Genomic DNA, 25,995 nt, shown 5'->3' on the forward strand with positions numbered 1-25,995 from the left:
AAGGGCGGGGGCCAGCACTGCCAGCCCCCGGCCCATGTCTCAAACGAAGCTGAACATATCCGCGTCAAGCGCGTCCAGATGGGTGTTTCGCAGGGTCAGGCTGTCGTCCTCACTGAACTGAAAGGTCACCGCGCGCCCTGACTGGTTTGCACCGACGATCAGGTCTTCGAAGCTGTCGATACCTTCGACGTCAATCACAACCTGATCGGAGGGGCGGCTGAAGAACCACCAATCGAACCCGGTATCGAAGTCCTGGATCACGTCGTCCCCGCCATTGAAAACAAAGGTATCGACACCGCGGCCCCCCTTCATCAGATCATCCCCGGCACCGCCCTCCAGCAGGTCGTTGCCGAAGCCACCGTTCAGTCGGTCATCGCCGTCGCCGCCCAACAGCACGTCGTTCGACCATCCACCATTCAGCACGTCGTTATCCGCGCCGCCGTCGAGGGTGTCTTCGCCCCAGCCGCCGTTGAGCCGATCCCGGCCCGCATCGCCCCGCAGGTGGTCGTCCCCCCAGTTGCCGTTCAGGCGGTCGTCGCCTTCACCACCTGAGATCAGATCATCACCCGAACGGCCATTGATGCGGTCGTCATCCGCACCACCGCGCAACAGATCATCCTGGAAGGTGCCGCGATAGCGATCCTCGGAGGCCGCCGCTTCTTCGGAGGTGGTGAAGTTGAACGTCGAGGTGTCGCCTTCCTTGATCCCTTCGAAGCTCTGGCCTTCGCTGTCCACAAAGGCCCCGTCCTCGATCTCCACCGCATAACGCGCATCCGTGTCCAGATGAGAGGGTGGCGTGATCGTTACCGTATCCCCGTCGAAGCTGACGAGCCTGTCATCGGTGATGTCGATCTCGATGCGCGCGCCAGTGTCGCGGTTGACCAGCGTGAGGGTGCCGTCACCAGCCGCGACCTCTTCGGTGAAGGTCAGGATCAGGGCTGCGTCATTCTCCACATCCCGACCGTTGTCGGAGGGCGTCGCGGATTTGAGGAAGGGGGCAGGATCTGCCTCGAAATCAACCTCCTGCGGTGTGTAGACCGACCCGTCGGAGGCATAGCCCAGACGCCCGTCCGAATTCGAGCCCCAGGTGAAGACGGCACCGGTGTCGCTGACCGCGATGATCGAATTCGGCCCGGTCTGGATTTCGACGATGTTCACGTCATCAAGCTCCGCAATCTTGGTCGGCAGGAAGCTCGCGTCGCTTTCGGCCTCCGGATCCCCGTCGAGCCCACCGGTCGGGCCTTCGTCGTTCGGCCCCCAGGCATAGACATCGCCGTCCTCGGTCAGCGCCATTACCCAGCGGGCACCGCCTTTGACGTCGATGACACCTTCCGGCAGGGCGGTGAGTTCGATGGGCATCGCAACATCCGACGGATCGGCGGTAAAAGTGCCATCGCCGTTGTCGGTGCCCTGCAGCAATTGCCCCGTGTCGCTTTGCCCCCAGCCAAAGACGCGACCGTCGGAGGTGATCGCGAAGGAGGTCTTGCCATCCGCCGTGACACCCACGATGTCGTCGGGCAGGCCATCGACCAGTACCGGCTCAATCACCCGGCGGTCATCGCTGTCATCCACCTGATTGTCGGTGTTGCTGCCGAAGGCATAGACCTGCCCGTCGGCAGTCAGCGCAAGGGTGTGGGAGGTGCCGGAGGTTACGCCTACAACGGTTTCCCCGGACAGGGCATCGACCGCCGTCGGCACCAGACGCTCGTCCTGGTCACCCGTGCCCAACTGGCCGTTGGTGTTGCTGCCCCAGGCATAGAGGGTCCCGTCCGCAGAGACCGCATAGGACACGCCGTTGCCATTCTCGATGCCGGTGATTTCGACATCATCCAGCGCCTCGATTTTCACGGCCGACTGGCGGCTTTCTTCATCGCCCACACCCAGCGGGCCGCGGTTGTTGAAGCCAAAGGCGTAGACGTCGCCATCCTCTGTCAGGAAAGTCGTGTGCAGCATGCCGGCAGAGACGGATTTGATCGTGCCGTCAAACCCCTCGGGCATTTCCACAGCCATCGGCGCCTTGACGTCGAAACCGACACTGCCGTTGCCCAACTGGCTGACGACATTTTCGCCCGCGCTATAGAGCACACCATCCTGCAGGAAGACTGAGAAGTGATTGCCCGCGCCCACGGTGCTGGCTACCATCTGCGTTTCGCCCTGATAGGTCTCGACCGCGCGCGGGCGGATCAGCTGGCCGTCATATTGGTCTGAGCCGAAGATCACCGTTTCACCCGCATCGAAGAAATCGCCGTCGCCGTTGAGGTTGGTCAGTTTGACCACATTGGCGTCGCCCGCAAAGCTGTTCGCGGTCAGGATCAGCCCGCCGTCCTTGTCCGTGGCGAGGGAGAAGCCGATTTCAGCGGCGATGCCACCCGGCATCATGTTTGCATTCCAGACTTCTGTGGCCTCATAGACCTGGTCGATCTGACCCGACCCGTCGAAGTCATTCAGGCGGTAGATCTTGAGAACCTCGTCACCCTCCGGGAACCACGTGAGTGTGTAGAGGGAGCCGTCAACGGACACCGCGCTGGAGATATCGACCGGTGCGCCGAAACTCATATCATCAGAGATGAAATTGGTGACCTCACCGGTCTGAATGGTGCCGTCTCCGTTGAGGTCCTCGATCCGGTAGATCACATCCGTGGCCGCACCCGTCAGGTCATTCAGATAGGCGACATTGCCGTCAAAGCTCAGATCGAAAGGCACGGAGGTGTCGATGATCGTCTGCAGGTCCAGCCAGACGGTCGCTTCGCCGTCGTCATTGGCATCTCCATCCCCGTTCAGATCGACGGTGCGGTAAATCGCATCCTGCGGGGTCGAGGTTGTACCTGCGTTGGCAATGTAGATCGCGCCATCCGCCCCTTCGGCGATGCCATTGGGGGTAATGGTCGACAGACCACCGGCGTTCTCGGCGGAAAACCAGATGGAGGCTTCACCCGCATCCTGCGCATCGCCATCGGCGTTTTCGTCCATGAGCCGGTAGATGGCGCCGCTGGTCCCATCCCCTATGTAGACAGATTTGTCTTTGGCCTGATGTACGGTGAAGACGTTGTTGGTCGGATCCGCCAGACCACTGGCATTGGTGCCATCAAAAAACACCGTTGTCTCGCCCACACCGCTTGCCGTGCCGTCCCCGTCCAGATCCTGCAACAGCAGCACCTGATCCTTGCGCTGGTCCCCGACCAGAATCCCGTTCGTTGTGCGTGTAGATATGCGTGCCATTCGGCCACCCCCTTTGAAAAAAGCGAGAGAGCCTAGCGCGCTGCTGGGTACTCAAAATGATTGATTGTCGATGCTTTGCATCTGCCGCTCTTGTGTCTGATTTTGACCGGCGCGTGAAGTCTTATTTGGCGGATTGGGGAGGTATTTTGGGTGCACATCACCCGGCCGGACGGCGGTCGCGGCTTCCGCGGTCAAGACGTCGCACAGCGGCTGTTGGCGTCGGTCCCGCGCGGGCGGACCCTGATGTCCAAATCGCAGGATCCGGTGCCGCCCATCGAAGAGCGCGCTTGACCCAGACGACAGAATCAATGACACACGTGGCAGATGGTTTCCGGATGCCTCACGGCATCAAATCCCGGAATGAAAAGGGAATACGGTGCGGTTCGCCATTTGGCGCCAAATCCGTAACTGCCCCCGCAACTGTAAGCGGCGAGCGACCCCGAAGATCACCACTGAGCCATGGGCTCGGGAAGGATCGGGTAAGCTGCGACCCGCAAGTCAGGAGACCTGCCATCACCGGTGCCATCGGCACTGCCTGCAACTCAACCCGGACGGGGTGTCCGGTTAGGAGATCATGATGGTTCTACGGGGTCTTCCGTTTAAAAGTACATGTCTGCCTGACGCCCCGCTGCTTCGCGGAGGGCGAAATGGACAGACAGATATCTCATAGAATTACAGTGTGCACCTCATGTCGGCATAAAGGCACCAATTGCCTGCCAGGCTATGAGCTGATCGCACGATTGCGGGCTGCCATTTCGGCGGCAGGTGATGCGATACCGGAGACGTTCGAGATTTCTGGTGTGGCTTGCATGGCGGGTTGTGACAGGCCCTGCACCGTGGCGTTTCACAGCACGCGCAAGGCGACCTATCTCTTTGGCGACATGACGCCTGAAGACGACATTACCGATCTGGTTGCCTTTGCCCAGCAGTACGCGCATCTGCACGATGGCTGGTGCTCTTCCTTAGAGCGTCCCGGCAAACTGCGGACCAGTACCCTGGCGCGGGTCCCCGCCGCGATCATCGCGTTGGAAGACACGGTGGAGCGTGTTTCATGACGGCGGCTGACCTTGCAGTATGTGACGTGAGTTGGGCGCCGTCCAAACGCGCGCCGCTGGTGCTGCACCAGACCAGCTTTCACGTCAAACCCGGTCGGATACTCGGAGTGGTCGGGCCCAATGGAGCGGGCAAGTCCACGCTGCTGCGCTTGCTCTACCGCTATCATGCACCGTTGTCGGGCGCGGTCGAAATCGATGGTCAGGACATCTGGTCCATGCCGCCGCGCGCCGCCGCGCGTCAAACCGCAGCCGTTCTGCAAGAGCAGCCCTCCGGTTTTGGCATGACCGCGCAGGAGATCGTGATGCTGGGTCGCACGCCGCACCGGCTTGGCTATTCGACATCAGGCGCGTTGGATACGGAAATCGTGGCAAAGGCCCTGGCGACGCTCGATCTTGCCCCCCTGGCACACCGCGATTTCGGTACGCTGTCCGGGGGCGAGCGGCAGCGGGTGATGGTTGCGCGGGCACTGGCACAGGAGCCGCGCTTGCTAATCCTCGATGAGCCCACCAACCACCTCGATATCCGGCACCAGTTGGAGGTGCTGGCGCTGATCCGCAAGCTGGATCTGACCATCGTGGTCTCGCTGCACGATCTCAATGTCGCTGCGGGCGTCTGCGACGACATTCTCTTACTGCAGGGCGGACGTTGCATGGGTTTTGGCGCCCCCAGCGACGTGCTGACCGAAAGGCTGATTTCCGGCGCTTTCTCCGTGGACGCCCGTCAGGAACAGCTCTCTCCCAGCAACAACCGACACTTCTCTTTCCATCTCCCCGTCTGAAAGGCATCGTCATGAGGCTTCTCTTTACTACTGTTGCGTTCTCCCTCGCGGCCACTTCTGCCTTCGCGCAGACTGTCGTGCAAAGCTGCAACCGTACTGTCGTCTTCGATGCGCCGCCCAAGGCCGCCATCTCCAACGACGTCAACCTAACGGAAATGATGCTGGTTCTGGGCTTGGCTGACAGAATGGTCGGCTACACCGGTATCTCCGGGTGGAAAACGCTGGACGAAGAGATGCGGGAAGGGGTCTCACAACTGCCTGAACTCTCGGCGAAATACCCCTCCAAGGAAGTTCTGATCGGGGCGGATGCGGATTTCTTCTTTGCCGGGTGGAACTATGGCATGAAAGTCGGTGGTGAGGTCACCCCGGAGACCTTGGCCCCCTTTGGCATCGACGTCTACGAGCTGACTGAAAGCTGTATTCACATCGGTGAAAAAGACGCTGCCAGCATGGCGGATATGTACAATGATCTGCGCAATCTCGGCGCGATTTTCGGTGTCAGTGACCGGGCAGAGGCATTGATCGGGGGCTACCAGGCGGACCTTGACAGCTTTCTGGCCGCGCAGCCCGCACTGGAAACGCCGCCACGCGTGTTTGTTTACGACAGTGGCGAGGATGCCCCGTTTACAGCCGGGCGCTATGCCATGCCCAACGCTCTCATCGAAGCGGCAGGGGGGCGTAACATCATGGATGATTTGGAGAAGAGCTGGGCGACCATTGGCTGGGAAGCGGTTGTGGAGAGAAACCCCGAAATCGTTATGATCGTGAACTACGGCACCGTAACGGCAGATCAGAAACGAGCCTTCATGATGCAAAATCCGGCCTTTGCCGATCTCGATGCTGTCAGGAATGACCGGTTCGTGGTGCTGGAATATGTCGAGGCGACACCGGGGCCGCGCAATATCAAGGCGGTCAAGAAGCTGGCTGCCGCCTTCCGCGCGAATTAGGCGCGCGTGGCGGTGAAAGACCCATCGATTACCGCACGCAGGTTGAGCTTTCCGCTTGGTCTATCGATTGGCGTCGGGGTGCTGGCGCTGTCACTGTCCTGGGCTGTCAGCGTCGGCGCCATTCGGGTGCCTCTGCACACCGTTTGGGGGGTTCTGGCCAACAAGCTGGTGTCGGGCGCGGTGATCGCTGACTGGTCGCCGGGGCGGGAAGCGATCATCTGGGACATCCGCTTTCCGCGCGCGTTGCTGGCGTGTTTGGTGGGGGGCGGGTTGGCCGTGGTCGGCGCCTCCCTGCAGGCGGTTACGCGCAACCCGCTGGCCGATCCGCATTTGTTGGGTATCTCGGCTGGTGGTGCCTTTGGCGCAATCCTTGCCCTACTCCATACGGGCATGTTCATCGGGCTGCTGACGGTGCCGGTTCTGGCTTTTCTGGGCGCGTTGGGTGCGACACTGCTGGTGCTCGCCGTGTCGCAATTCGCAACGGCCACGAGCGCCGACCGGCTGATCCTCGCGGGTGTTGCGGTCAGTTTCATCGTCATGTCAGCGGCCAATGTGCTGATCTTTCTGGGCGACCCCCGAGCGACCCATACAGTCGTCTTCTGGATGCTGGGCGGGCTCGGGCTCGCGCAGTGGGGCCAGCTGGTTTACCCGCTCGCGGTCTTCGCGATCTGCGGTGCATACCTCTGGCGCAATGCCGGTAACCTGAATGCGATGACCATCGGGGATGAAACCGCCTCGACGCTCGGCATTCCGGTTGCACGGTTTCGCCTTACGGTCTTTGTCGTGGGCGCATTGATCACTGGCGTCATGGTTGCCTTTTCCGGCATCATCGGATTTGTGGGCCTCATGGTTCCGCATATCGTGCGTCTGATCGTTGGCGGAGACTATGCGCGTGTCTTGCCACTCTCAGCGCTTTTCGGTGCGATCTTTCTGCTCTGGGCCGACATATTGGCGCGTACGGTCATGGCGCCCGAAGACATGCCCATCGGTATTGTCACCGGGTTGATCGGCGGGCTGTTTTTTGTCTGGCTGCTGCGACGCGCCAGAGGATAGATCTGGCAATTGGCCTCGAACCGGGCCGACTGACACGAACCGCTTGCGCGTTTAGGCGGTGTTCATGAAGAAGGTGCGTCCAAAGCGATCTTCGATAAACCGGTTTTGCAGGCTTGCATTTCTTTCCACATGATCCAGAACGAAATTCGGAATATGCAAGGGCTCGGTCTGGTGCACCCGCCGGTCCGCGTTTTTGTATTCGCTGGGAGGCAGACCGCAGTGGCTTTCAACCGTTCTCAACAGGCCGGTCGGGTCTTTTTTGATCTGGCCGAACGGCAGGTACAGCAATTGATCCTCCGAAAAACGGTCGTCCCAGCGTGGAATGTTCTGCAGGTAGTCACCCCTGGTGCTCAATGCCGGCATTTCTAGAATTGCAGCCCATTCCGTATCCGTTAACTGCGCCTTGTTCTTCCTGTGGGCCATCATCCTTAGTTGCGACTTGAGCCGCTCCAGAGGATTCCTGACGATGAAGATCAATCTTGCGTCCGGCAGAAAGCGCTTGAAGAAATCCACGCCGGTGTCTGGAATGCAGGAGTATTCGGGCGTCACGTCGAGGCATTTCTGGTCATCGCCCGCCCGCGAGAAAACGTGTTTGTACCACGTCCCATTGAGGATCGGGCGTGTCGCCAAACGCTCCAGATAAGCAAGATACGCATCGTCTTGAGGAGCGACACCGGACACATGACGTTCTCGCGCTGCCTTCAGCCCCTTCTTGACGTGCCAAGGTGCCCATCGGCGGCATTCCTCTACGAACTTGTGGTCAAAGAAGTGCAGCTCCTTGAACGGCGGCACCCAGATATCGGGTCGCGTGGCAAGCGTCTCGTGAAACCACGAAGTTCCGGCTTTTTGTGCGCCGATGCAGACGATGTCGGGCTTTCGGCCTGCATTCATTGCTCTTCCCACTCCACATCGCTGGACATGATCACGTTGTCCAAAGCTCTCAGGTTGACCAGATCAGCCTCGTATTTCTGTTTCGAATGCTCAATCTGATTGCTGCTCCAGGGGCTGGCGATGACCTTCCGGATGATAGGTACGTGCGACCCATATTCCGAGAAGAACCGTGATGTGATTTCTGTCCATTCTGGTACCGTCTGTGGCGGGGAGGCCTTGAGAGCCTGAAGATAGGAGGCCCTACCGTTCTCCGCCAAGCAGGAGACAGGGAATTCCTCAATACTCTTGAACGTATGAGTATCAGGATGCCCGGTAATCAGAGCAACCGTCGCAGCCCAGTTCACGGCCAGATTTTCGGCGTCCAAAATAACAAAAAGAGCTTCCGGCCAAGCTTCTCGCATACGGTAAACAAAATGCACCCAGGAAAAGTCGAGACTGTGCGGATAGGAGTCGACAAGATGCTGCAGATGAGGACTGCGTTTCAATTCCAATTCGATAAACTGCGTAAAGTGTTGCAAGCATAAGAAAACGGTCACCCGCTGCCCGTCCGTAAGGCGCCGCAACGGTGCGATCTTTTTTTCCAGACTGGGGTAAAGCACCCCGGCCCGGAGGGCATTTTTGCGGCTACTCAGAAATGCGCCATAACTGTAAACGATGCATCCGCTGTCTTTGTGCTCCAGCACCATTTTCAGATAATTCTCGTGCGCGGTCTGATCTGGCATTCCATCTGCGAGCAGGCCAAGTGTGTTGGCCATGGTTTTACGATGCATCTGTACCTTCGGAAACTCGGTACCAACGTCATGAAGGAGCGTTCGATTGGCGGCCAGTAGTCTTTGCAGGGGCATCGGCACAGGAGAATGTGGCCCCAAAACCATGCGGTAGTCGTAGGTCGTCACCATTTAATCACTACTCACAGCTTGCTCATCATCATGCGCCGCATTTCTTCTCTATCCTCTTTCCTCAGCAAAGGCACAGGGGGCTGACCGCGAATGAGAGCAAATCGTCTGTAGACCGTCGGACCTTTTTGCAATCGTTCAACGACTTCCATCAGGACCTTGCCAGCGGTCGGTGACAACTCCGCGATCTTCGCCGAGCGCTTGATCATGTTGTTGATCAAATCACCCTTTTCGGTCCAGTAGGTGATCAGGCCGTCGAACAATGCGCCGCCCCTGGCCATTCTTTTCTTCGGTGGCCAGGGTCTCTTGGGCAGAAAGACCATGCGCTCACTTTCGTAGAGTTTGCTGGTGTTGGCAAAGACACTTGCGCTCAGCCCGATTGCGCGTTCCTCGGTGTCCCGACCAAAATCCGCAAGGGTGTCGGCAATCGACACAAGCCACCGCAAGGACAATTCCGAGCGGATCACGTCAAACTGCTCGTCCAGTATCCTCCAGAAGAGGGTGGCTGCAGTTTTGCACTTTGGATCGCGGCGCAGCACGACGATTGTGCAGGCCAGCAGATGCGCCAGGCGAGACGCACCGGCAAACTCCGGCTGCAGTTTGTGAAAATGGACCATCAGATCATCGGCGCGGCGGGCCCAGGTTCTTTCCGGTTGTCCGGGGATGATCTCATCCACAAACGGTTCCAACGGACAATCGGCCTTCGGCAACGCCTCTGTGGCCGCGTCCATCAGTATTGACCGGTCTGAGAAATATGCGGACCAAAGCTTGTACACCGTTGGCAGTGCCCTCGCTGGTTTGATCACCGTGGCACTGGTTGCAGAAGCGCGGGAAGACTGTCCATTGGGAGAGTAATCTAACGCCTTGTAATCTTGATAAAATATTTTCAGAAAACGCGCTTCGTCTTCTCTTCCCCAGACATCTTCATTCTGTTGCTGATTGATCGGCTCGGGCAGTTCTATGACTTTGGACGGAACATCGAGCTGCGCACATAACTGATCAAAATCAGCCTGCAGATTTTCAAACCGGAGTATCCGCTGCGCCTCCGCAAGACAATTGAACGGGTGTGTTTGAGGCAAGATGTGGTGTTTGAGGTTCCATGTCAGCGTGCGGTGGCTGCGATCAAAGCCGATCCACGGGTCATCCAGCACGTCCAATGCGGTTGAAATGGTCAAATCCGGCCACCGCGGCTCCGCGTAACCGTCCCCATCCAGCGCATTGCCATATTTGAACATGCGAAAGGTTGACAAAAACCGCGTTTTCGGATCACGGATGATCGCAAATCGGAGAAGCTGTGCGTATTCGTCGGGAATATGACCGAAGAACCGGTTTTCGACACAGCCGCCCAGTGCACTGCGAACGGTTTTCCCACCAGTCTTCGGTAGATGGACAAAGACAACCTTGGGGTCTCGCAGTATAAAATTGGTCATCGTGTCGCTTATGTCTTCTTTCAGTGGAAAGACTATTCCTCTTACTGCCATTTTGGTGACCCGCAAAGACCAAAGCATCTTGGCATCTTAATTTGTCGTAGAATGCAGGCGTAGGAATTGCCGACGTCAACAGGCAAACGAGGGTCCAGCAACGCGTACCGGCGGCTGCTTTCGGGCAGAGATTTGCGGGATGTGTATCTAGAGTGACGCTTCCAGCAGCTGTTGTGAGTAGGGATGTGCCGCATTGGAGGCGCGCAGCGCATCCACATCTAGTATCTCAACAATCTCACCGTTTCGCATGACCGCCAGCCGATCGCACATGTGACCGATGACGGAGAGATCATGAGACACCATCAGGTAGGTCAATCCCCGATCCGCCCGAAGATCGGCCAGCAGGTTCAGAATTTCTGCCTGCACCGAGACATCCAGCGCCGATGTCGGCTCGTCCAGCAGCAGCAACGTAGGCTCGGGCGCCAATGCGCGGGCGATGGCGACCCGCTGACGCTGCCCCCCCGACAGCTGGTGTGGATAGCGAAAGCGGAATTTCTGCCCCAACCCCACATCGTCGAGCAGTTTCGCAACGCGGCCGTCGATATCGTCAAACCCGTGCAGATGCAGGGTTTCCCCCAGCACCTGGTCGACGGAGTGACGCGGGTGCAGCGAGGCATAGGGGTCCTGGAACACCATCTGCACCGTCTTGAAAAACCCGCGCGGACGTTTTTTGCCGGTGATGGGGGTGCCATCGACGGTAATGATGCCGGACCAGTCCGGAGCCAGCCCGGTGATCGCGCGCAGAATGGTGGATTTTCCCGACCCGCTCTCGCCGACAAGGCCAAAGCTCTCTCCTGTACCAACTTGAAAACTGGCCCCTTTGACCGCATCCACCCGGTCGCGGTTCTTGCCAAACCAGACGTTCAGCCCATTCACATCCAGCATCGTCATATGCGGCCACTCACACTTTCCGCGTCCGACCAGGCCGGATCACGCTTGAGCACCTCAAGCCGGTCGCGCGGCGCATCCAAGCGGGGCAGGGAATTCAGCAGCCCGCGGGTATAGGGGTGTTGCGCGTCGTGCAGCTTGTCCGCGTCGCAGACCTCGACAATCCGGCCCGCATACATGATCAGCACCCGGTCACAGAAATCGGCAACCAGATTGAGGTCATGGCTGATGAAGATCAGGCCCATGCCGCGCTCCTTCACCAGCCTGTCCATGATATCGAGCACCTGCCGCTGCACAGAGACATCCAGTGCGCTGGTCGGCTCATCCGCGATCAGGATTTCAGGGTTCGGGATGAGCATCATGGCGATCATGATGCGCTGCCCCATGCCGCCCGACATCTCGTGCGGGTAGGCGCGCATCACGCGTTCCGGGTCGCGGATCGACACCGCCTCCAGCATTTCCAGCGACTTCGTATAGGCCTCCGCCTTGCTGGCGGAACTGTGCAGCCGGTAGGCTTCGATGATCTGATCGCCGATGGTCATCACGGGGTTCAGCGAGAACTTGGGGTCCTGCATGACCATGCTGATGCGCTCTCCGCGCACGGCGCGCATGTCCTTTTCAGACTTCTGCAGCAGATCGACCCCTTCAAGGTTGATGTGATCCGCCTCGACAATGCCCGGTGGCCGGATCAGTCGTAAAATGGCGCGCCCGGTCATGGATTTGCCCGACCCGCTTTCGCCCACGATCCCCAGACGTTCGCGGCCCAGTGTAAAAGACACTCCGCGCACGGCATCGAAAACGCCGTGACGAGATGGGAATTTGACCCAGAGGTTTTTGACGTCCAGCAAACTCACGTCGCACGTTCCATACATTTATCCCAGAATTCAAATTTGCGGATGCGCCTTTCAGAAACATCGAAAGGGATATCATACTTGTTGAATACCCCCTCTGCTGCGGTCTCGGCGTAGACGGCAATTGGGCAGGCGTGATCAAGCGCGATGCGACGGTTGCACAGGCGCTCGTCATAGCAGATCGCCCATTGTATCATCAGTTCGGTAATGGGCGTCATCTCAACCAGGACATCAAAGGATGCCAGTCCTGCCACGCGTGGTGATTTTTCCAGCCGTACGATGTTGGCCATTGACCCGATCATATGTGCTTCAGATCCTTTGGAGATCAGGTCCGCAGCGAATTTCGCCTGATCCCTTTTGCTTAAGCCATCCGCGAATAAAATCTGTTGAACGGCAAAAAGAACACCAGCCAAAACCGCAATCGCTTGTATCCAGTCAGTTATGCTGGGACCCGGTCTCATTCACCTGCCTTTGGATCAAGAACATCGCGCAGCCCGTCGCCCAGCAGGTTGAACGCCAGTGAGACGGTGAAAATGGCCAGCCCCGGTACCGTCGCCACCCACCAGTGATCAAGGATAAAGCGGCGCCCTTCGGAGATCATCGCGCCCCATTCCGGGCTGGGTGGCTGTGCGCCGAGGCCCAGAAAGCCCAGACCGGCGGCGGCGAGGATGATGCCCGCCATGTCCAGCGTGACCCGCACGATCAGCGAAGAGATGCAGAGCGGCCAGATATGTTTGGTGATGATCCGGATCGGCCCGGCCCCCTGAAGCTTGATCGCGCTGATGTAGTCCGAGGAACGGATGGTTAGCGTCTCTGCCCGCGCGATCCGCGCATAGGGCGGCCAGGCGGTCAGGGAAATCGCCAGCACGGCGTTCTCGATCCCCGCACCAAGGGCGGCAACAAAGGCCAGTGCCAGCACAAGACGGGGAAAGGCCAGAAAGATGTCCGTAATCCGCATCAGTACCACGTCAGCCCACCCGCCGACATAGCCCGAGACGGTGCCCACCAGCAGGCCGGCAACGGGCGCAATCAGGGCCACGAGCGCCACGATATAGAGGGTGATCCGCGCCCCGTAGATCAGGCGCGAGAGGATATCGCGCCCCAGGCTGTCCGTACCAAAGATATGCCCGTCGGTGCCCAGGGGCGCCAGCCGGTTGCCAAGATCCTGGCTGAAAGGATCATGTGGCGCGAGGAGGGGCGCGGCGAAGGCGATCAGGATCAGCGCGATCAGAATGCCAAGACCGACCATGGCCATGGTGTTTGACCGGAAGGACAACCAGCCCTGATAGAGCGCAGAGAGCTTGGCGTGCCGCCGCGAAGTTGGCGTTTCGGTCAGCAGCCATTGGCGCAGGGTTTGCGTTTCAGACATTACTTCGCCCTCGGGTCGAAGACCTTGTAGAGCAGGTCGGAAAAGATATTGAGCAGGATGAAGATCAGCCCGACCACCACAGTGCCACCCAGAACGGCGTTCATATCAGCACTCAGCAGGGCGGTGGTGATATAGCTGCCGATGCCCGGCCAGGAAAAGATGATCTCGGTCAGCACGGAGCCTTCGAGCAGGTTGGCGTAGCTGAGCGCGATGACGGTGATCAACTGCACGCGGATGTTCTTGAAGGCGTGTTTCCAGACCACATCCCACTCGGACATGCCTTTAACGCGGGCCGTTGTAATGTATTCGGCGCTGAGCTGTTCGAGCATGAAAGAGCGCGTCATCCGACTGATGTAGGCCAGCGAGAAATATCCCAGCAGGGAGGCGGGCAGGATGATGTGAGAAAAGGCGTCCTTGAAGACATCCCAGTTGCCATCAAGGGCGGCGTCCACAAGGATCAGGCCGGTGACGCTGGGCACCACATCGACGTAGAAAATGCCAACGCGGCCCGGCCCGCCGACCCATCCCAGAATTCCGTAGAAGATCAGCAGCCCCATCAGGCCCAGCCAGAAGATCGGCATGGAATATCCCACAAGCGCCACAACGCGGGCAATCTGGTCGATCCAGGAGCCCTTGCGCACAGCGGCCAGCACGCCCAAAGGGACGCCCAGAACGATGCCGAAGATGATCCCAAGCGTCGCCAGTTCCAGCGTGGCGGGGAAGACGCGGGCAATGTCTTCGGAGACGGGCCGCGCGTTCAGCAGGGAGGTGCCGAAGTCCAGATGCAGCACGTCCCAGATGTAATAGAGGAATTGCACCAGGAGCGGTTTGTCGAGACCCAGCTGTTGGTAGACCGCATCATAGGTCGATTGCGATGCGCGCTCGCCCACGATGGCCAGAACAGGGTCGATCGGCATGACCCGCCCGATGATGAAGGTGATGAAAAGCAGCCCCAGCAGGGTCACCGCAATCGAGCCAAGCGTCAGCAGCGTGGTCCTGATAATCGGCCAAACCTGTTCTGACAGAGGCGCCCGCTGGGGGCGCCTCTGGTTGTTGTCCTCGGTGAGGGCCATTTACTTGGTGACCTGCCAGTAGGCTGCGGCAGTGACCGCCTGACCGGTCGACCAATCCGTTACGTTGTCGCGCAGGGCGGATTGTTCGATCTGCTGGAACATGACCACGAAGGGCGATGTTTCGCGGAATTCGGCCTGGATATCCAGATACATCTGCACCCGCTTGTCACGGTCGCCTTCGGTCACGGCTGCCGCAACCTTTTCGGTCAGACCGCCCGTGTCCCAGCTGTTGCGCCATGCCAGAAGACCGGTGGCATTGGCCTCGTCGGAGTTGTCGGGGTTATACGCAAAGGTGCCTGCATTGGTCTGGGGATCAGGGTAATCCGGACCCCAGGCGCCGAGATAGACATCCAGTTCCCGCGCACGATACCGCGCCAGGATCTGCTTGGCGGTGCCCACGGTGATGTTGACCTTGATACCAGCCTGCGCCGCGGCATTCTGGAAGGATTGGCCGATCTCGATGCGCTCCTGCGCTTCGCGCACACCGATCTCAACCTCAAGCCCTTCGACACCGGCAGCGGCCAGCAGTTCCTTGGCTTTTTCGATGTTGTAGGAGAAGGGGTTTTCCTCGGAGGCACCCAGATAGGTGGCGGGCAGGAAGTTCTGGTGGATCGTATACTGACCGTTCAGAAAGCTGTTCTTCATGCCTTCATAGTCGACCAGATACTTGAACGCCTGACGCACTTCCGGCTTGGAAAGCTCGGGGTGCTTCTGGTTCAGCGCCAGATACATCAGACGCCCTTTCAGCTCATCCGCGATCTTCACACCATCGGCGGCAGACGCCCCTGCAATGTCTTCGGGGTTCAGATTGCGCGCGATATCAATGTCGCCACGCTCCAGCAGCAGGCGCTGGGAGGCGCTTTCAATCACGTGGCGCACGATCACGCGCTCCATCGTCGGGGCACCGCCGTAGTAGTCGGGGTTGGACGACAAGGTGACGCTCTCATTTGGCTTCCAGCTGTCCAGCTTGTAGGGGCCGGAGCCTGCGGAATTGGTTTTCAGCCAAGTGTTGCCCATGTCGCCATCGACTTCATTGGCCATCACTACTTCCTTGTCGACGATGCCGCCGATGGTCGCGGTCAGGCAGTTCAGCACGAAGGAGGTCGCGTATTTCTTGTCGGTCGTGATGATCAGCTTGTTGCCCTCGGCGCGGATGGTTTCGGCCGCGTTCTCGGGTGTGAAGCCGAACTGCGTCAGAATGAACGCGGGCGTCTTGTTCAGGATCACCGCGCGTTGCAGTGAGAAGGCCGCGTCCTCGGCCCGCACCGGATTGCCGGAATGGAATGTCACGCCTTCGCGCATGGTGAAGGTGATGGTTTTGCCGTCTTCGGACACATCCCAGCTTTCGGCCAGATCGGGCTTGTAGCCTGCCGCAAGGTCGTTCGGGTCGAGATTGACCAGACGGCCATAGACATTGCGGCTGATGTCGGAGCCCGCAAATTCAAAGCTTTCGGCCGGGTCGACGGTTGTGACGTCATCAATCCGGTGCGCGATCACCAGCATGTTCGCCGGTGTCTCGGCCACCGCCGAGAACGACGTCACGCTGACCGCCAGGCCAATCGCCACGCTTGTCAGTAGTCTGTTGAATGCATTCATTTTGAGTACCTCTCCTGTTTCGTTTCCGTTATTTTTGCGCGTGGCATCCGGGGTCATGTCCCCCATGTTTTCTTAAGCACACGCAGCCAGTTCTTGTGGCAAAGCTTGGTGATCAAAGCATCGTCATATCCATGCTTTGCCATCGCTTGCCTCAATTTAGGCAACGCTGCACAAGAGGTAAGCTCCTCTGGCACAACGGCCCCGTCGTAATCCGATCCAAAGCCCACGCGGTCTTCGCCCAGATGCTCGATCAGGTGATCGAGATGTTTCAGCATTTGCGCCAGCGGCACATCCGCCAGCATGCGGCCATCGTCCCGCAGAAAGGCGACGGCGAAATTCAGACCAACCATCCCATCGCTCTCGCGGATTGCGGCCAGCTGTTTGTCGGTCAGGTTCCGGCTGTGCGGGCAGATGGCATGCGCATTGGAATGGGTTGCCACCAGCGGTTTGCTGGAATGCCGCGCCACGTCCCAGAACCCCGCCTCGTTCAGATGCGACAGGTCTACCATGATGCCGAGCTCGTTGCACCGTTTTACGAGGCGCAGACCATGGTCGGTCAGGCCATCGCCGGTGTCGGGCGCGCTGGGATAGCGGAAGGGCACGCCGTGCCCAAAGATGGTTTCGCGACTCCAGACGGGCCCGATGGACCGCAACCCCGCCTGATAGAGCACCTCCAGCGTGTGCAGATCAGGGTCAATCGCCTCGGCCCCTTCAATGTGAAAGATCGCGGCAATTCGGCCATCGGCATGTGCGTTTTCGATCTCATGCGCCGTCCGGCACACCGTCAAGGCGCCCCGCTTTTCCAGATCGAAAAGGATCGCGGCCTGCGCCATCGCAACCGGAAAAGCATCTTCCCAATCAATGGGTTCCGGCAATGGCAGATCATACCTGGGCTTGCTCATTTCTTTGAACTTGAAGTCAAGATCGACGGGCGAGGGGACGTAGACTGCAAAGAAGCCGCCGCCAAATCCACCCGCTTGCGCGGTGGGCAGATCAATCGCGCCCTCACGACCGGTGACAAAGCTTTCGCTTGCCGTGAGGCCGCCCGCGCGGTGCAGTTTCAGCAGCACGTCGTTGTGGCCATCAAAGATGGCTGGCGTCGCGGAATCAGTCACGGTGTCTTGCCCCCAAGGAACCCTGAGACACTGTATGTCAGTAATTCTCATAGACCAGAGGCAATGACTTGATAATATATCATACCTTAATGAGGAATGCGCAGAGGGCACAATGGGCACAAAAACATGGCACAGCCTGCCGGAATACCAGGCGTTGCGGGCCTTGATGGAGAGTGGCACGACCTCCAAGGCGGCGATCCGGCTGGGCCTGTCGCAGTCCGCGATCAGCCGTTCCATCGCCAATCTGGAGGCGCGCACGGGGCGGATTCTCTTTGAGCGCGACGGTGGTCGGCTGCGCCCCACGAACGAGGCGGCGCAGATGAACAGGCGGCTTGATCCGCTGTTTGAGGCGCTCGACCGGATCGACGGCCCGCCGGAGGTGGCGCAGGAATCGCTTCGGATCATCGCGCCCCCAACCTATGCGCACCGGTTTTTGGTGCACCACATTGCGACCTTTCTGAAAACCAATCCGCACTTTTTCATCAGCCTTGAGGTCTCACCCTCCGAAGACGTCATCCGCGGCATTCTGGAGCAGCGGTTTGACCTCGGCGTCACCGGGGTGGAACTGTCCCGCGATGGGGTGAAGCTGACACCTTACCGGTCTTCCACGGCCGTCTGCGCCATGGGACGGGATCACCCCCTGGCCGGGCGCGCAGAGATCCATCCCGAAGATCTCGACGGGCAGGCGCTGATTGCGTTGACCCATCGCCACGCCCGCCGGGCCCAGCTGGAAAAAGTGCTACATGCCTGCCGCAGCACCCCCCGAATCGTGGCGGAGGCATCGACCTCCGTTGCCGCGGTTGACCTTGTCAAAGAGGGCCTCGGCGTGACCATCGTGAACCCGTTCCCCATCGTTCAATACCGGTCTGACGATCTGGTGTTCCGCCCCTTTGCATCCCAGATCGAATACCGCAGCTACTTCGTCACCCCGGATCATGGCCCGGTGCCCAGCATCACCCGCGCGTTTATGCGGCACTTGCGATTGCACACCGCAACGGATGCATTTTCCGAAAAGGCATAGCTTGCGGCGAACTGTCACGTCAGACACTGGCTCATATTGCAGCAGGTGCTGCTTTCGGCGTCGTCTGGCATCGACTTTGCTTCCATGCTGACAGCAATTGACAGGGGAGAGTTGCCAATTCTCATAAATCTACTTTCAATCCTCCGAACCCGGTTTAAGTTGCCCGGAGCAAGAATCCATTTGGCGGACCCAAATATGAAACGTTTTACCGCGATGCTGCTTGCCGTCAGCATGACTGCTTTCTCTCCTATGGTCATGGCACAGCAGGGGCCTCCGCCAGTGACCGTTGCCCACCCGGTCGTGAAGACAATTGTCGAGGACGACGAGTTTGTCGGACGTTTTGAAGCCCGGGCGGAAGTTGTGTTGCGCGCACGGGTGTCGGGGTACCTGGAGACGGTCCATTTCAAGGACGGAAGCCTGGTTGAACAGGATCAGCTCTTGTTCTCGATTGACCAGCGCCAGTTCGACACGGCGCTGCGGCAGGCGCAGGCGCAGATCGACGTTGCCCAGGCGACATATGATTTCGCCGAAGAGCAGCTTGAACGGGCGCAGTCCCTGATCCAGAACGGCAACATTCCGCAAAGCACGGTGGATCAGCGGCGCGAGGCTTACCTCGCGGCACAAGGCGCGTTGGAGCAGGGGCGTGCGGCGCTGGAACTGGCACAGCTGGACTATGAATATTCGCAAATCCGCGCGCCCATGGCCGGGCGGATTGACCGGCGTCAGGTCGATCCCGGCAATCTGGTTTCCGCCAACGAGACGGTGCTGACCACCATTGTGGCCTCTGATCCGGTGTATTTCTATTTCGACATCGATGAACGCTACTTCCTAGCCTACGCACGGGATGCGCGCGCGCGGGGGGTGTCGCTGCAGGAAGGCGGCGGCGGGCTGGAGGTCAAGGTGACCCTCTCGGATGAAAGCATTCCGCCGCAGTCGGGATATCTGGATTTCTCCGAAAACCGGATCGACCGGGAGACCGGCACCATGCGCATCCGGGCGGTGTTGGAAAACCCCAATGAGCTGCTCACGCCGGGGCTTTTTGGGCGGGTGAATGTGCCCGGCTCGTTGCCCTATGAAGGCGTGTTGCTGCCGGATGAGGCGATTGTGGCGGATCAGAACCGCCGGCTGGTGATGAGTGTCGATGAACAGGGCAATGTGATCCCGCTGGAGGTCCGCCCCGGGCCGCGCATTGATGGTTACCGGGTGATCCGCGACGGGCTGGATGGCTCTGAGACAATCGTGGTCGAAGGCGTCGTGCGCGCCCGGCCAGGCAGCGTGGTAACGCCTGAAATGGTTGACCTTCCCCTGATCGCGGAAAACTGAGATGGGCCGTTTTTTCGTCAGCCGCCCGATCTTCGCCGCGGTGATTTCGATCCTGCTGACCATTGTCGGCATCGTCTCCTACTTCCAGTTGCCGATTGAGCAATACCCGCAAATCGCGCCGCCCTCGATTGTCGTGCGCGCCAACTATCCCGGCGCGGATGCGGCGACGGTGGCGGCCACCGTCGCGACGCCGCTGGAGCAGGAGATCAACGGCGTTGAAAACATGCTCTACCTGTCATCCTATTCGACAGCCGATGGCGCGATGAGCCTGACGATCACCTTCGAGTTGGGCACCGATCTGGATGCCGCACAGGTGCTTGTGCAGAACCGCGTGGCGATTGCCGAGCCGCGCCTGCCGCAGGAAGTGCGGTCGCTTGGGGTGACGACCACCAAATCCTCCCCCGACCTGATGATGGTCGTGCATATGCTGTCCCCGGACGAGAGCTTTGATCAGCTCTATGTCTCGAATTACGCGCGGTCACGGGTGCGCGACAGGCTGGTCCGGCTGGACGGGGTTGGCGATCTGATCATTTTCGGAGAGCGGGAATTCTCCGCCCGCGTGTGGCTCGACCCGGACAAGCTGGCTTCGCTGGGCCTGACGGCGGGCGACGTGGTCGATGCGCTGCGCGAGCAGAACGTGCAGGTGTCGGGTGGCTCGCTGGGCGCGCCGCCGAACGCCAGCGACAGTGCTTTTCAGGTCGCGATCACCACGCAAGGACGCCTGCAGACGCCGCGTGAATTTGGGCGGGTCATTGTGCGCGCCTCGGAAGAGGGCAGGGTGGTCCGGGTCCGCGATGTGGCGCGCGTTGAAATCGGGGCACGGTCGTACATCACGAATAGCTATCTGAACAATAAACCGGCGGTCGCGCTGGGGATTTTCCAACGGCCCGGCTCCAACGCGCTGGCCTCTGCGGATGAGATCATATCGGTGATGGAGGAGCTTTCCGAAGACTTCCCGGCGGGTCTTGAATATCAGGTGGTCTACAACCCGACCGAGTTCATCGCCGCTTCGGTCAACGCCGTTTACAAAACGATCTTCGAGGCGGTGCTGCTGGTCGTCATTGTGATCATCGTCTTCCTGCAGAACTGGCGCACGGCGCTGATCCCGCTGTTGGCCATCCCGGTGTCGCTGATCGGCACCTTTGCGGTGATGCTGGCGCTGGGGTACACGCTCAATCTGCTCACGCTCTTTGGCTTGATCCTGGCCATCGGCATCGTGGTGGATGACGCCATCGTGGTGGTCGAGAACGTGGAGCGCAACATCGCGGACGGGATGAGTCCGCGCGATGCCTCCGCCCGCACGATGGACGAAGTGCAGGGGGCGATCATTGGCACCACGCTGGTGCTGATCGCGGTCTTTGTGCCCTCAGCCTTTGTGCCGGGGATCACTGGGCAGTTCTACACGCAGTTTGCCGTGACCATCTCCGTGGCGACGATCATTTCCTCGATCAACTCGCTGAGCCTCTCGCCTGCCATGGCGGCCATCCTGCTGAAATCCAAGGATGCGTCAGAACGGCCCAGTCCGCTGGCGCGGATTACCGGGCCCCTGTCGCGCGGGTTCAATCGCGGCTTTGATGCCGTGACGCGCGGATACACCCGCGTGGTACGGCTGCTGGTGGGTTCCACGGCGATGATCGTCCTGTCGCTCGCGGTCTTCGTGGGCCTTTTGGGCGCCACCTATCTGGTCAATGAACAAGTCCCCACCGGGTTCATTCCTGAGGCGGATCAGGGCTATGCCATTGTCGTTGTGCAATTGCCGGATGGCGCGTCGCTGGAGCGCACCGACGCGGTGATGAAACAGGCAACGGAGGTCGCCCTGAGCACGCCCGGTGTGACAAATGCCGTTGCCTTTGCCGGCTTCTCTGGTGCGACGTTCACCAATGCAACCAATCAGGGGGTGATCTTCACCACCTTTGAAAGCTTCGAGGACCGGGCGAAAAGCGGCACCACGGCGGGCATGATCATCGGCCAGCTCTTTGGCCGCATGCAGAGCCTGCGCGAGGCTTTCATCATCGCCATCGCCCCGCCCGCTGTCAGCGGTGTGGGCAACGGCGGCGGGTTCAAGCTGCAGTTCAAGGAGAACGAAAGCGCGGATATGTCCCGCGTTCTGGGCTCGGCCTATGCGATCATGGGCGCCTCGCAGCAGTCTGATCAGGTGCAGGGGCTGTTCACCACCTTCTCCGCCTCCTCACCGCAGGTGTTCCTGGAGATTGACCGGGTGCGGGCGCAGATGCTGAACGTGCCCATCGGGTCGATTTTTGAAACCCTCGCGATCAATCTCGGCTCGTCCTACGTGAATGATTTCAATGCCTTCGGTCGTCTGTTCCAGGTGCGGGCGCAGGCCGATGAACGGTTCCGGCTGGAGGAGGAGGACATCTCCACCCTGCGCGTGCGGTCTGCCACCGGCGCTCTGGTCCCGCTGGGCACGCTTGTGTCCATCCGGGAAACCGCCGGACCCGCCCTGGTGCAACGCTACAACCAACAGGTCTCCGTGCCTGTTCAGGGTTCAGCGGCAGCCGGTGTTTCGACCGGTGACGCATTGATCGTGATGGAAGAACTGGCGCAGTCGATCATGCCGCCGGGGGTCGACTTTGAATGGACTGAGCTGGCCCTTCAGGAGCGGAACCAGGGCAATACCGCCGCCTACATCTTCGCCTTCTCGATCCTCTTTGCCTTCCTGTTTCTGGCAGCACTCTATGAGAGCTGGGTCCTGCCCGTTGCCATCATCCTGATTGTGCCGCTGTCGATCCTCGGCGCGCTTCTGGGTGTTCTTTATCGCGGGATGGACAACAACATCCTGACGCAGGTGGGATTGATCGTGCTGGTGGGTCTTGCGGCGAAAAACGCGATTATGATCGTGGAGTTTGCCAAACAGGCGCAGGAAGAACGGGGGCTGGACCCGGTCGAGGCCGCACTCGAGGCGAGCCGTCTGCGGTTCCGTCCGATCCTGATGACTGCCTTTGCCTTCATTCTCGGGGTGATCCCGCTGATGATCGCCTCTGGCCCGGGTGCCGAGATGCGGCAGGCACTGGGGACGGCGGTGTTTTTCGGGATGTCGGGTGTGACCTTCCTGGGGTTGTTCCTGACGCCGGTCTTTTACGTGACGCTGCGCAGCATGTTTAAAACCAAAAAGGTCGCGCAGGAGGCCTGACGGGATCAACTTGTGGGTCGCCCGGTTATGCGCGGGCGGCCATTGATCCGTCACTGATGTAGGTGTTGAGCGTGGCAGCACATCCCTGCGACCAGAGAGCTTCGAGCCAACGGTCAAAGGTCTTGGCAAAGAGGGCGTTGCTGCCCAGGTCTCCGTAAAACTGGCGTTGTTCCAACCAGGCAGCAGGCCGCGTGCGCGCGGCCTTGGCCGCCTCCGCAAGCAACGGCCAATGGGGATCATTGGGGCTGATCACCGTGCCGTTTTCGCGCGTGCCCTCGCACATCCGCGCCCAGAGCGCTTCGACCAGTGCAAGCCCCTCGATACCGGTCCCTGCGTCCAGGGCGATGCGCACCGTGGGCAGGACAAAGCCGGTATGCCGCGAAGAGCCGTCAAAGGCCACGCGCCGGGTGGTGTCCACGATCATGGGGTTGGCAAAGCGCCGCTCAATCAGATCGACATAGCTTGCCGCCGTCATGCCGGGCACGGCGGATACATGGGGAGCAATCTCCTCGGTTTGAACCTTGCGGGAAAACGCGGCAATCTGCGGATGCGCCATACAGTCGGCAATGGTCTCCAACCCCATGATCTCACCCGCATTCGCCAAGATCTGATGCCCCGCGTTCAGAATGCGGATCTTCATCGCTTCGTAGCTGTGCACATCGCTGGTAAGGGTCGCGCCGACCTTGTCCCAATCCGGGCGGCCTGCACAGAAATCGTCCTCGATCACCCATTGGCGAAAGGTTTCATGGGTGACGGGGGCCTGATCGTCGATACCGATATCCTGCACCAGCGCCAACTCTTTCGGGCCGGTAGCAGGCACAATGCAATCGACCATCGAATTGGGGAAACTGCAGGTGTCGTCGATCCAGTTCGCCAGATCGCTGTCTGACAACCGCGCCAGGGACACCACGGTCTGGCGCAGGATATCGCCGTTGCCTTGCAGGTTGTCGCAGCATTGCCCGGTGAAGGGCCCGGTGCCCGCCTCCCGGCGCTGCCGTAGGGCGGCGATCATCGCACCAAAGGCGGTGCGCGGTGTCTCGGGGTAAGCGGCGTCGTGCTGAATATCGGGATGGCCTGCGTCAAATCCTCCGGTGGCCGGGTCGATGTAGTAACCGCCTTCGGTGACCGTCAAAGCCACGATGCGAATGGCCGGGTCCGCCATTTGCGCGATCAGCGGCGCATGTCCGGGTTCCACCGGGACATAGCCGATCATGGAGCCGACAACCTCTGCTGCACTGCCCTTTGGGTCGAGCTCCACCAGAGTCGTCAGGCAATCCTGTGCCAGCAGCTTGTCGCGCTGCGCCGCGTCCTGCGGGCGCACACCGGCGCCGATAATCGCCCAGTTGTGGCAAATCCCCGCGTCAAAGAGCCGGTGCAGATACCACGCCTGATGCGCCCGGTGAAAATTGCCCAGCCCGATGTGTACGATGCCGGGGGTGAGGGCGTTCCGGTCATAGGTGGGCACCCGGACGTCGGCGGGCAGCTGGGCCAACGTGGCATTCGACAGGCGGATCAGCTCATCCATTGACCACCATCCACGTTGTAGGTCTGTGCCACGATGTAGTCGGCATCGTCACTGGCCAGAAAGACGGCCATGCCGGTGAGGTCCTCCGCCGTGCCCATCCGCCCGTGAGGAACAGCTTCGCCGACTTCTTTCTTCTTCTGTCCCGGCGCCTTGTTCTCATGCTTGGCGAAAAACGCATCGACCCCGTCCCAATGTTCGCCATCCACCACGCCGGGCGAGATCGCGTTCACATTGATCCCGTGTTCGATCAGGTTCAGCGCGGCAGACTGCGTCAGGCTGATCACCGCCGCCTTGGTGGCGCAGTAGACCGCGACAAGTGGCTCGCCTCTCCGCCCGGCCTGGCTGGCCATGTTGATGATCTTGCCACCGCCCTTACGCGCGATCATGTGCCGTGCCACTGCCTGCAGTGTGAAAAGCGTGCCACCCACATTGATATCGAAGACGCGGGCATAATCCGCGCGCGTGATTTCAGTGATCGGCGCGGCGGTGAAGAGGGCCGCGTTGTTGATCAGGATGTCGATCTGGCCAAGCTGCTGCACGGTCTCGGCGATGGCGCGGTCGATGCTGGCCTGATCAGTGATGTCCATCTCTACCGCGATGGCGGCAGTGCCCAGATCATCGGCGGCTTGCCGGGCGCGCACCATGTCGATATCGGCAATCGCAACCTGCGCGCCCTCGCGGACGTAAGCCTGTGCAAAGGCAAGACCGATCCCACGCGCGGCCCCGGTGATCAGGGCCGTTTTTCCGTCAAGTCGCGTCATGCAATCCGCAAGCCCTTGTCGTCAAAACGGTGTAGCTGCTCGGTGCGCGGGGTCATGTAGATGGTGTCGCCATGGCGGAAACTCACCTCGCCCGGTGCGCGCACGGTGATGGTGTCCGTGAGGCCCGTCTGATGCACGTGAAAGAAGGTGTCAGAGCCGAGATGCTCGGCCACGCCAACAGTGCCTTGCCATTGACCTTCGGTGGCGGAGACATCGATATGCTCGGGGCGGATACCCAGCGTGTGCCCGCCGTTCTTCGCCGCTTCCTCGCCCTCGATCAGGTTCATTTTCGGCGAGCCGATGAACCCGGCTACAAAGGTGTTGCGCGGATTGCGGTAAAGCTCCAGCGGGGAGCCAACCTGCTCGATATGGCCTGCGCGCAGCACCACGATCTTGTCGGCCATGGTCATCGCTTCGACCTGATCGTGGGTCACGTAGATCATCGTGGTGGCAAGCTTCTTGTGCAGCTCGCTGATTTCCATGCGCATGCCGACGCGCAGGGCGGCATCAAGGTTCGACAATGGCTCGTCAAACAGGAAAGCCGCCGGTTCACGCACAATGGCACGCCCGATGGCAACCCGCTGACGTTGACCCCCGGACAGCTGACCGGGACGCCGGTCAAGATAATCCGTGAGGTTCAACGCGGCGGCGGCCTGCTCGATGCGCCGATCCTGTTCTGCCTGGTCCATCTTGGCCATCCGCATCGGGAAGGCGATGTTCTTGCGCACCGACATATGCGGATAAAGCGCGTAGGATTGGAACACCATCGCAAGGCCGCGCTTGGCGGGCGGAATGTCGGTGGCGTCATTACCGTCGATGCTGATGTGGCCGCTGGTGATGTCCTCCAGCCCCGCGATCAGCCGCAGGAGGGTGGATTTGCCACAGCCCGAGGGGCCGACGAACACGGTGAACTCGCCATCCTGAATATCCAGATCCAGCGGCGGGATCACTTCGACGTCGCCGAAACTCTTGGTGACTTTCTGAAGCGTAATCTGTCCCAT

22 protein-coding genes and 1 riboswitch are annotated in these 25,995 nt (G+C 60.0%); of the genes, 8 read left to right on the forward strand and 14 right to left on the reverse strand.

The window, feature by feature from the left end:
* Window positions 1–39: 39 nt before the first annotated feature.
* Window positions 40–3,219 (reverse strand): Ig-like domain-containing protein, encoded by a 3,180-nt coding sequence (locus Q1A52_RS08755; RefSeq protein WP_300013675.1) that lies wholly within the window; start codon window positions 3,217–3,219, stop codon window positions 40–42.
* A 150-nt stretch (window positions 3,220–3,369) separates the two neighbouring features.
* Between Q1A52_RS08755 and Q1A52_RS08760 the strand changes: the two genes are divergently transcribed.
* From Q1A52_RS08760 to Q1A52_RS08780, 5 genes are all read left to right on the forward strand, one after another.
* Entirely contained in the window at window positions 3,370–3,510 is a 141-nt protein-coding gene (locus tag Q1A52_RS08760) for a hypothetical protein (protein ID WP_300013678.1), read from the forward strand.
* A gap of 17 nt (window positions 3,511–3,527) precedes the next feature.
* A riboswitch (cobalamin riboswitch) is annotated at window positions 3,528–3,749 on the forward strand.
* Between the two features lie 147 nt (window positions 3,750–3,896).
* Window positions 3,897–4,274 (forward strand): DUF1636 domain-containing protein, encoded by a 378-nt coding sequence (locus Q1A52_RS08765; protein ID WP_300013681.1) that lies wholly within the window; start codon window positions 3,897–3,899, stop codon window positions 4,272–4,274.
* Window positions 4,271–5,053, forward strand: a complete 783-nt coding sequence (locus Q1A52_RS08770) for an ABC transporter ATP-binding protein (RefSeq protein ID WP_300013684.1) — start codon at window positions 4,271–4,273, stop codon at window positions 5,051–5,053. Before Q1A52_RS08765 ends, Q1A52_RS08770 begins: the two co-directional genes overlap by 4 nt.
* 11 nt (window positions 5,054–5,064) lie before the next feature.
* Window positions 5,065–6,000, forward strand: coding sequence for an ABC transporter substrate-binding protein (locus Q1A52_RS08775; RefSeq protein ID WP_300013686.1), 936 nt, complete (start codon window positions 5,065–5,067; stop codon window positions 5,998–6,000).
* 27 nt (window positions 6,001–6,027) lie between these two features.
* Window positions 6,028–7,053 carry an iron ABC transporter permease gene (locus Q1A52_RS08780; RefSeq protein ID WP_300014950.1) on the forward strand — a complete coding sequence of 342 codons (1,026 nt, stop codon included), beginning with the start codon at window positions 6,028–6,030 and terminating at the stop codon, window positions 7,051–7,053.
* A gap of 51 nt (window positions 7,054–7,104) precedes the next feature.
* On the opposite strand, the gene Q1A52_RS08785 is transcribed toward Q1A52_RS08780, so the two are convergent.
* The 10 genes from Q1A52_RS08785 to Q1A52_RS08830 all read right to left on the reverse strand — a co-directional run bounded on the left by Q1A52_RS08785 (window position 7,105) and on the right by Q1A52_RS08830 (window position 17,213).
* The gene (locus tag Q1A52_RS08785) at window positions 7,105–7,944 is read right to left on the reverse strand and encodes a sulfotransferase (protein ID WP_300013688.1); all 840 of its coding nucleotides are present in this window, start codon (window positions 7,942–7,944) and stop codon (window positions 7,105–7,107) included.
* A complete protein-coding gene (locus tag Q1A52_RS08790; RefSeq protein ID WP_300013691.1) occupies window positions 7,941–8,843 on the reverse strand; it encodes a hypothetical protein in 903 nt (300 codons plus the stop codon). Before Q1A52_RS08790 ends, Q1A52_RS08785 begins: the two co-directional genes overlap by 4 nt.
* Before the next feature lie 11 nt (window positions 8,844–8,854).
* Window positions 8,855–10,270, reverse strand: a complete 1,416-nt coding sequence (locus Q1A52_RS08795; protein ID WP_300013694.1) for a sulfotransferase family 2 domain-containing protein — start codon at window positions 10,268–10,270, stop codon at window positions 8,855–8,857.
* Between the two features lie 198 nt (window positions 10,271–10,468).
* Complete coding sequence (locus tag Q1A52_RS08800) at window positions 10,469–11,212, reverse strand: ABC transporter ATP-binding protein (protein ID WP_300013697.1); 744 nt, start codon at window positions 11,210–11,212, stop codon at window positions 10,469–10,471.
* Window positions 11,209–12,063, reverse strand: coding sequence for an ABC transporter ATP-binding protein (locus tag Q1A52_RS08805; RefSeq protein ID WP_300013700.1), 855 nt, complete (start codon window positions 12,061–12,063; stop codon window positions 11,209–11,211). Before Q1A52_RS08805 ends, Q1A52_RS08800 begins: the two co-directional genes overlap by 4 nt.
* On the reverse strand, window positions 12,060–12,521 hold the full coding sequence (locus tag Q1A52_RS08810; protein ID WP_300013703.1) for a hypothetical protein: 462 nt from the start codon (window positions 12,519–12,521) through the stop codon (window positions 12,060–12,062). Before Q1A52_RS08810 ends, Q1A52_RS08805 begins: the two co-directional genes overlap by 4 nt.
* A complete protein-coding gene (locus Q1A52_RS08815; RefSeq protein WP_300013706.1) occupies window positions 12,518–13,429 on the reverse strand; it encodes an ABC transporter permease in 912 nt (303 codons plus the stop codon). Before Q1A52_RS08815 ends, Q1A52_RS08810 begins: the two co-directional genes overlap by 4 nt.
* Window positions 13,429–14,502, reverse strand: coding sequence for an ABC transporter permease (locus tag Q1A52_RS08820; RefSeq protein ID WP_300013709.1), 1,074 nt, complete (start codon window positions 14,500–14,502; stop codon window positions 13,429–13,431). Before Q1A52_RS08820 ends, Q1A52_RS08815 begins: the two co-directional genes overlap by 1 nt.
* Window positions 14,503–16,098: an ABC transporter substrate-binding protein gene (locus tag Q1A52_RS08825; RefSeq protein ID WP_300013712.1), complete on the reverse strand. Its 1,596-nt coding sequence runs from the start codon at window positions 16,096–16,098 to the stop codon at window positions 14,503–14,505.
* 53 nt (window positions 16,099–16,151) lie between these two features.
* On the reverse strand, window positions 16,152–17,213 hold the full coding sequence (locus Q1A52_RS08830) for a dipeptidase (RefSeq protein ID WP_300013715.1): 1,062 nt from the start codon (window positions 17,211–17,213) through the stop codon (window positions 16,152–16,154).
* Window positions 17,214–17,325: 112 nt separating this feature from the next.
* Between Q1A52_RS08830 and Q1A52_RS08835 the strand changes: the two genes are divergently transcribed.
* The 3 genes from Q1A52_RS08835 to Q1A52_RS08845 all read left to right on the forward strand — a co-directional run bounded on the left by Q1A52_RS08835 (window position 17,326) and on the right by Q1A52_RS08845 (window position 22,708).
* Entirely contained in the window at window positions 17,326–18,234 is a 909-nt protein-coding gene (locus Q1A52_RS08835) for a LysR family transcriptional regulator (RefSeq protein ID WP_300013718.1), read from the forward strand.
* A 195-nt stretch (window positions 18,235–18,429) separates the two neighbouring features.
* Window positions 18,430–19,557: an efflux RND transporter periplasmic adaptor subunit gene (locus Q1A52_RS08840; protein WP_300013721.1), complete on the forward strand. Its 1,128-nt coding sequence runs from the start codon at window positions 18,430–18,432 to the stop codon at window positions 19,555–19,557.
* A gap of 1 nt (window position 19,558) precedes the next feature.
* Window positions 19,559–22,708, forward strand: coding sequence for an efflux RND transporter permease subunit (locus Q1A52_RS08845; protein WP_300013723.1), 3,150 nt, complete (start codon window positions 19,559–19,561; stop codon window positions 22,706–22,708).
* Window positions 22,709–22,733: 25 nt separating this feature from the next.
* Here Q1A52_RS08845 and Q1A52_RS08850 read toward each other — a convergent pair whose 3' ends face one another.
* The 3 genes from Q1A52_RS08850 to Q1A52_RS08860 are packed head-to-tail and all read right to left on the reverse strand — an operon-like array spanning window position 22,734 to window position 25,995.
* Window positions 22,734–24,233 (reverse strand): mannitol dehydrogenase family protein, encoded by a 1,500-nt coding sequence (locus Q1A52_RS08850; RefSeq protein ID WP_300013725.1) that lies wholly within the window; start codon window positions 24,231–24,233, stop codon window positions 22,734–22,736.
* Window positions 24,221–24,994 carry an L-iditol 2-dehydrogenase gene (locus tag Q1A52_RS08855; protein WP_300013726.1) on the reverse strand — a complete coding sequence of 258 codons (774 nt, stop codon included), beginning with the start codon at window positions 24,992–24,994 and terminating at the stop codon, window positions 24,221–24,223. Before Q1A52_RS08855 ends, Q1A52_RS08850 begins: the two co-directional genes overlap by 13 nt.
* Window positions 24,991–25,995 (reverse strand): ABC transporter ATP-binding protein, encoded by a 1,005-nt coding sequence (locus Q1A52_RS08860; protein ID WP_299829777.1) that lies wholly within the window; start codon window positions 25,993–25,995, stop codon window positions 24,991–24,993. The genes Q1A52_RS08855 and Q1A52_RS08860 overlap by 4 nt, the downstream gene beginning before the upstream one ends.

The organism is uncultured Roseobacter sp. (assembly GCF_947488185.1).
Classification (GTDB): Bacteria; Pseudomonadota; Alphaproteobacteria; order Rhodobacterales; family Rhodobacteraceae; genus Roseobacter.

Bases quoted from the DNA above. Each gene is read 5' to 3' on its own strand.
- Q1A52_RS08755 (WP_300013675.1), bottom strand. From the start codon at position 3,219: ATGGCACGCATATCTACACGCACAACGAACGGGATTCTGGTCGGGGAC.
- Q1A52_RS08770 (WP_300013684.1), top strand. From the start codon at position 4,271: ATGACGGCGGCTGACCTTGCAGTATGTGACGTGAGTTGGGCGCCGTCC.
- Q1A52_RS08775 (WP_300013686.1), top strand. From the start codon at position 5,065: ATGAGGCTTCTCTTTACTACTGTTGCGTTCTCCCTCGCGGCCACTTCT.
- Q1A52_RS08785 (WP_300013688.1), bottom strand. From the start codon at position 7,944: ATGAATGCAGGCCGAAAGCCCGACATCGTCTGCATCGGCGCACAAAAA.
- Q1A52_RS08790 (WP_300013691.1), bottom strand. From the start codon at position 8,843: ATGGTGACGACCTACGACTACCGCATGGTTTTGGGGCCACATTCTCCT.
- Q1A52_RS08795 (WP_300013694.1), bottom strand. From the start codon at position 10,270: ATGACCAATTTTATACTGCGAGACCCCAAGGTTGTCTTTGTCCATCTA.
- Q1A52_RS08800 (WP_300013697.1), bottom strand. From the start codon at position 11,212: ATGACGATGCTGGATGTGAATGGGCTGAACGTCTGGTTTGGCAAGAAC.
- Q1A52_RS08810 (WP_300013703.1), bottom strand. From the start codon at position 12,521: ATGAGACCGGGTCCCAGCATAACTGACTGGATACAAGCGATTGCGGTT.
- Q1A52_RS08815 (WP_300013706.1), bottom strand. From the start codon at position 13,429: ATGTCTGAAACGCAAACCCTGCGCCAATGGCTGCTGACCGAAACGCCA.
- Q1A52_RS08820 (WP_300013709.1), bottom strand. From the start codon at position 14,502: ATGGCCCTCACCGAGGACAACAACCAGAGGCGCCCCCAGCGGGCGCCT.
- Q1A52_RS08825 (WP_300013712.1), bottom strand. From the start codon at position 16,098: ATGAATGCATTCAACAGACTACTGACAAGCGTGGCGATTGGCCTGGCG.
- Q1A52_RS08835 (WP_300013718.1), top strand. From the start codon at position 17,326: ATGGGCACAAAAACATGGCACAGCCTGCCGGAATACCAGGCGTTGCGG.
- Q1A52_RS08840 (WP_300013721.1), top strand. From the start codon at position 18,430: ATGAAACGTTTTACCGCGATGCTGCTTGCCGTCAGCATGACTGCTTTC.
- Q1A52_RS08845 (WP_300013723.1), top strand. From the start codon at position 19,559: ATGGGCCGTTTTTTCGTCAGCCGCCCGATCTTCGCCGCGGTGATTTCG.
- Q1A52_RS08850 (WP_300013725.1), bottom strand. From the start codon at position 24,233: ATGGATGAGCTGATCCGCCTGTCGAATGCCACGTTGGCCCAGCTGCCC.
- Q1A52_RS08855 (WP_300013726.1), bottom strand. From the start codon at position 24,994: ATGACGCGACTTGACGGAAAAACGGCCCTGATCACCGGGGCCGCGCGT.
- Q1A52_RS08860 (WP_299829777.1), bottom strand. From the start codon at position 25,995: ATGGGACAGATTACGCTTCAGAAAGTCACCAAGAGTTTCGGCGACGTC.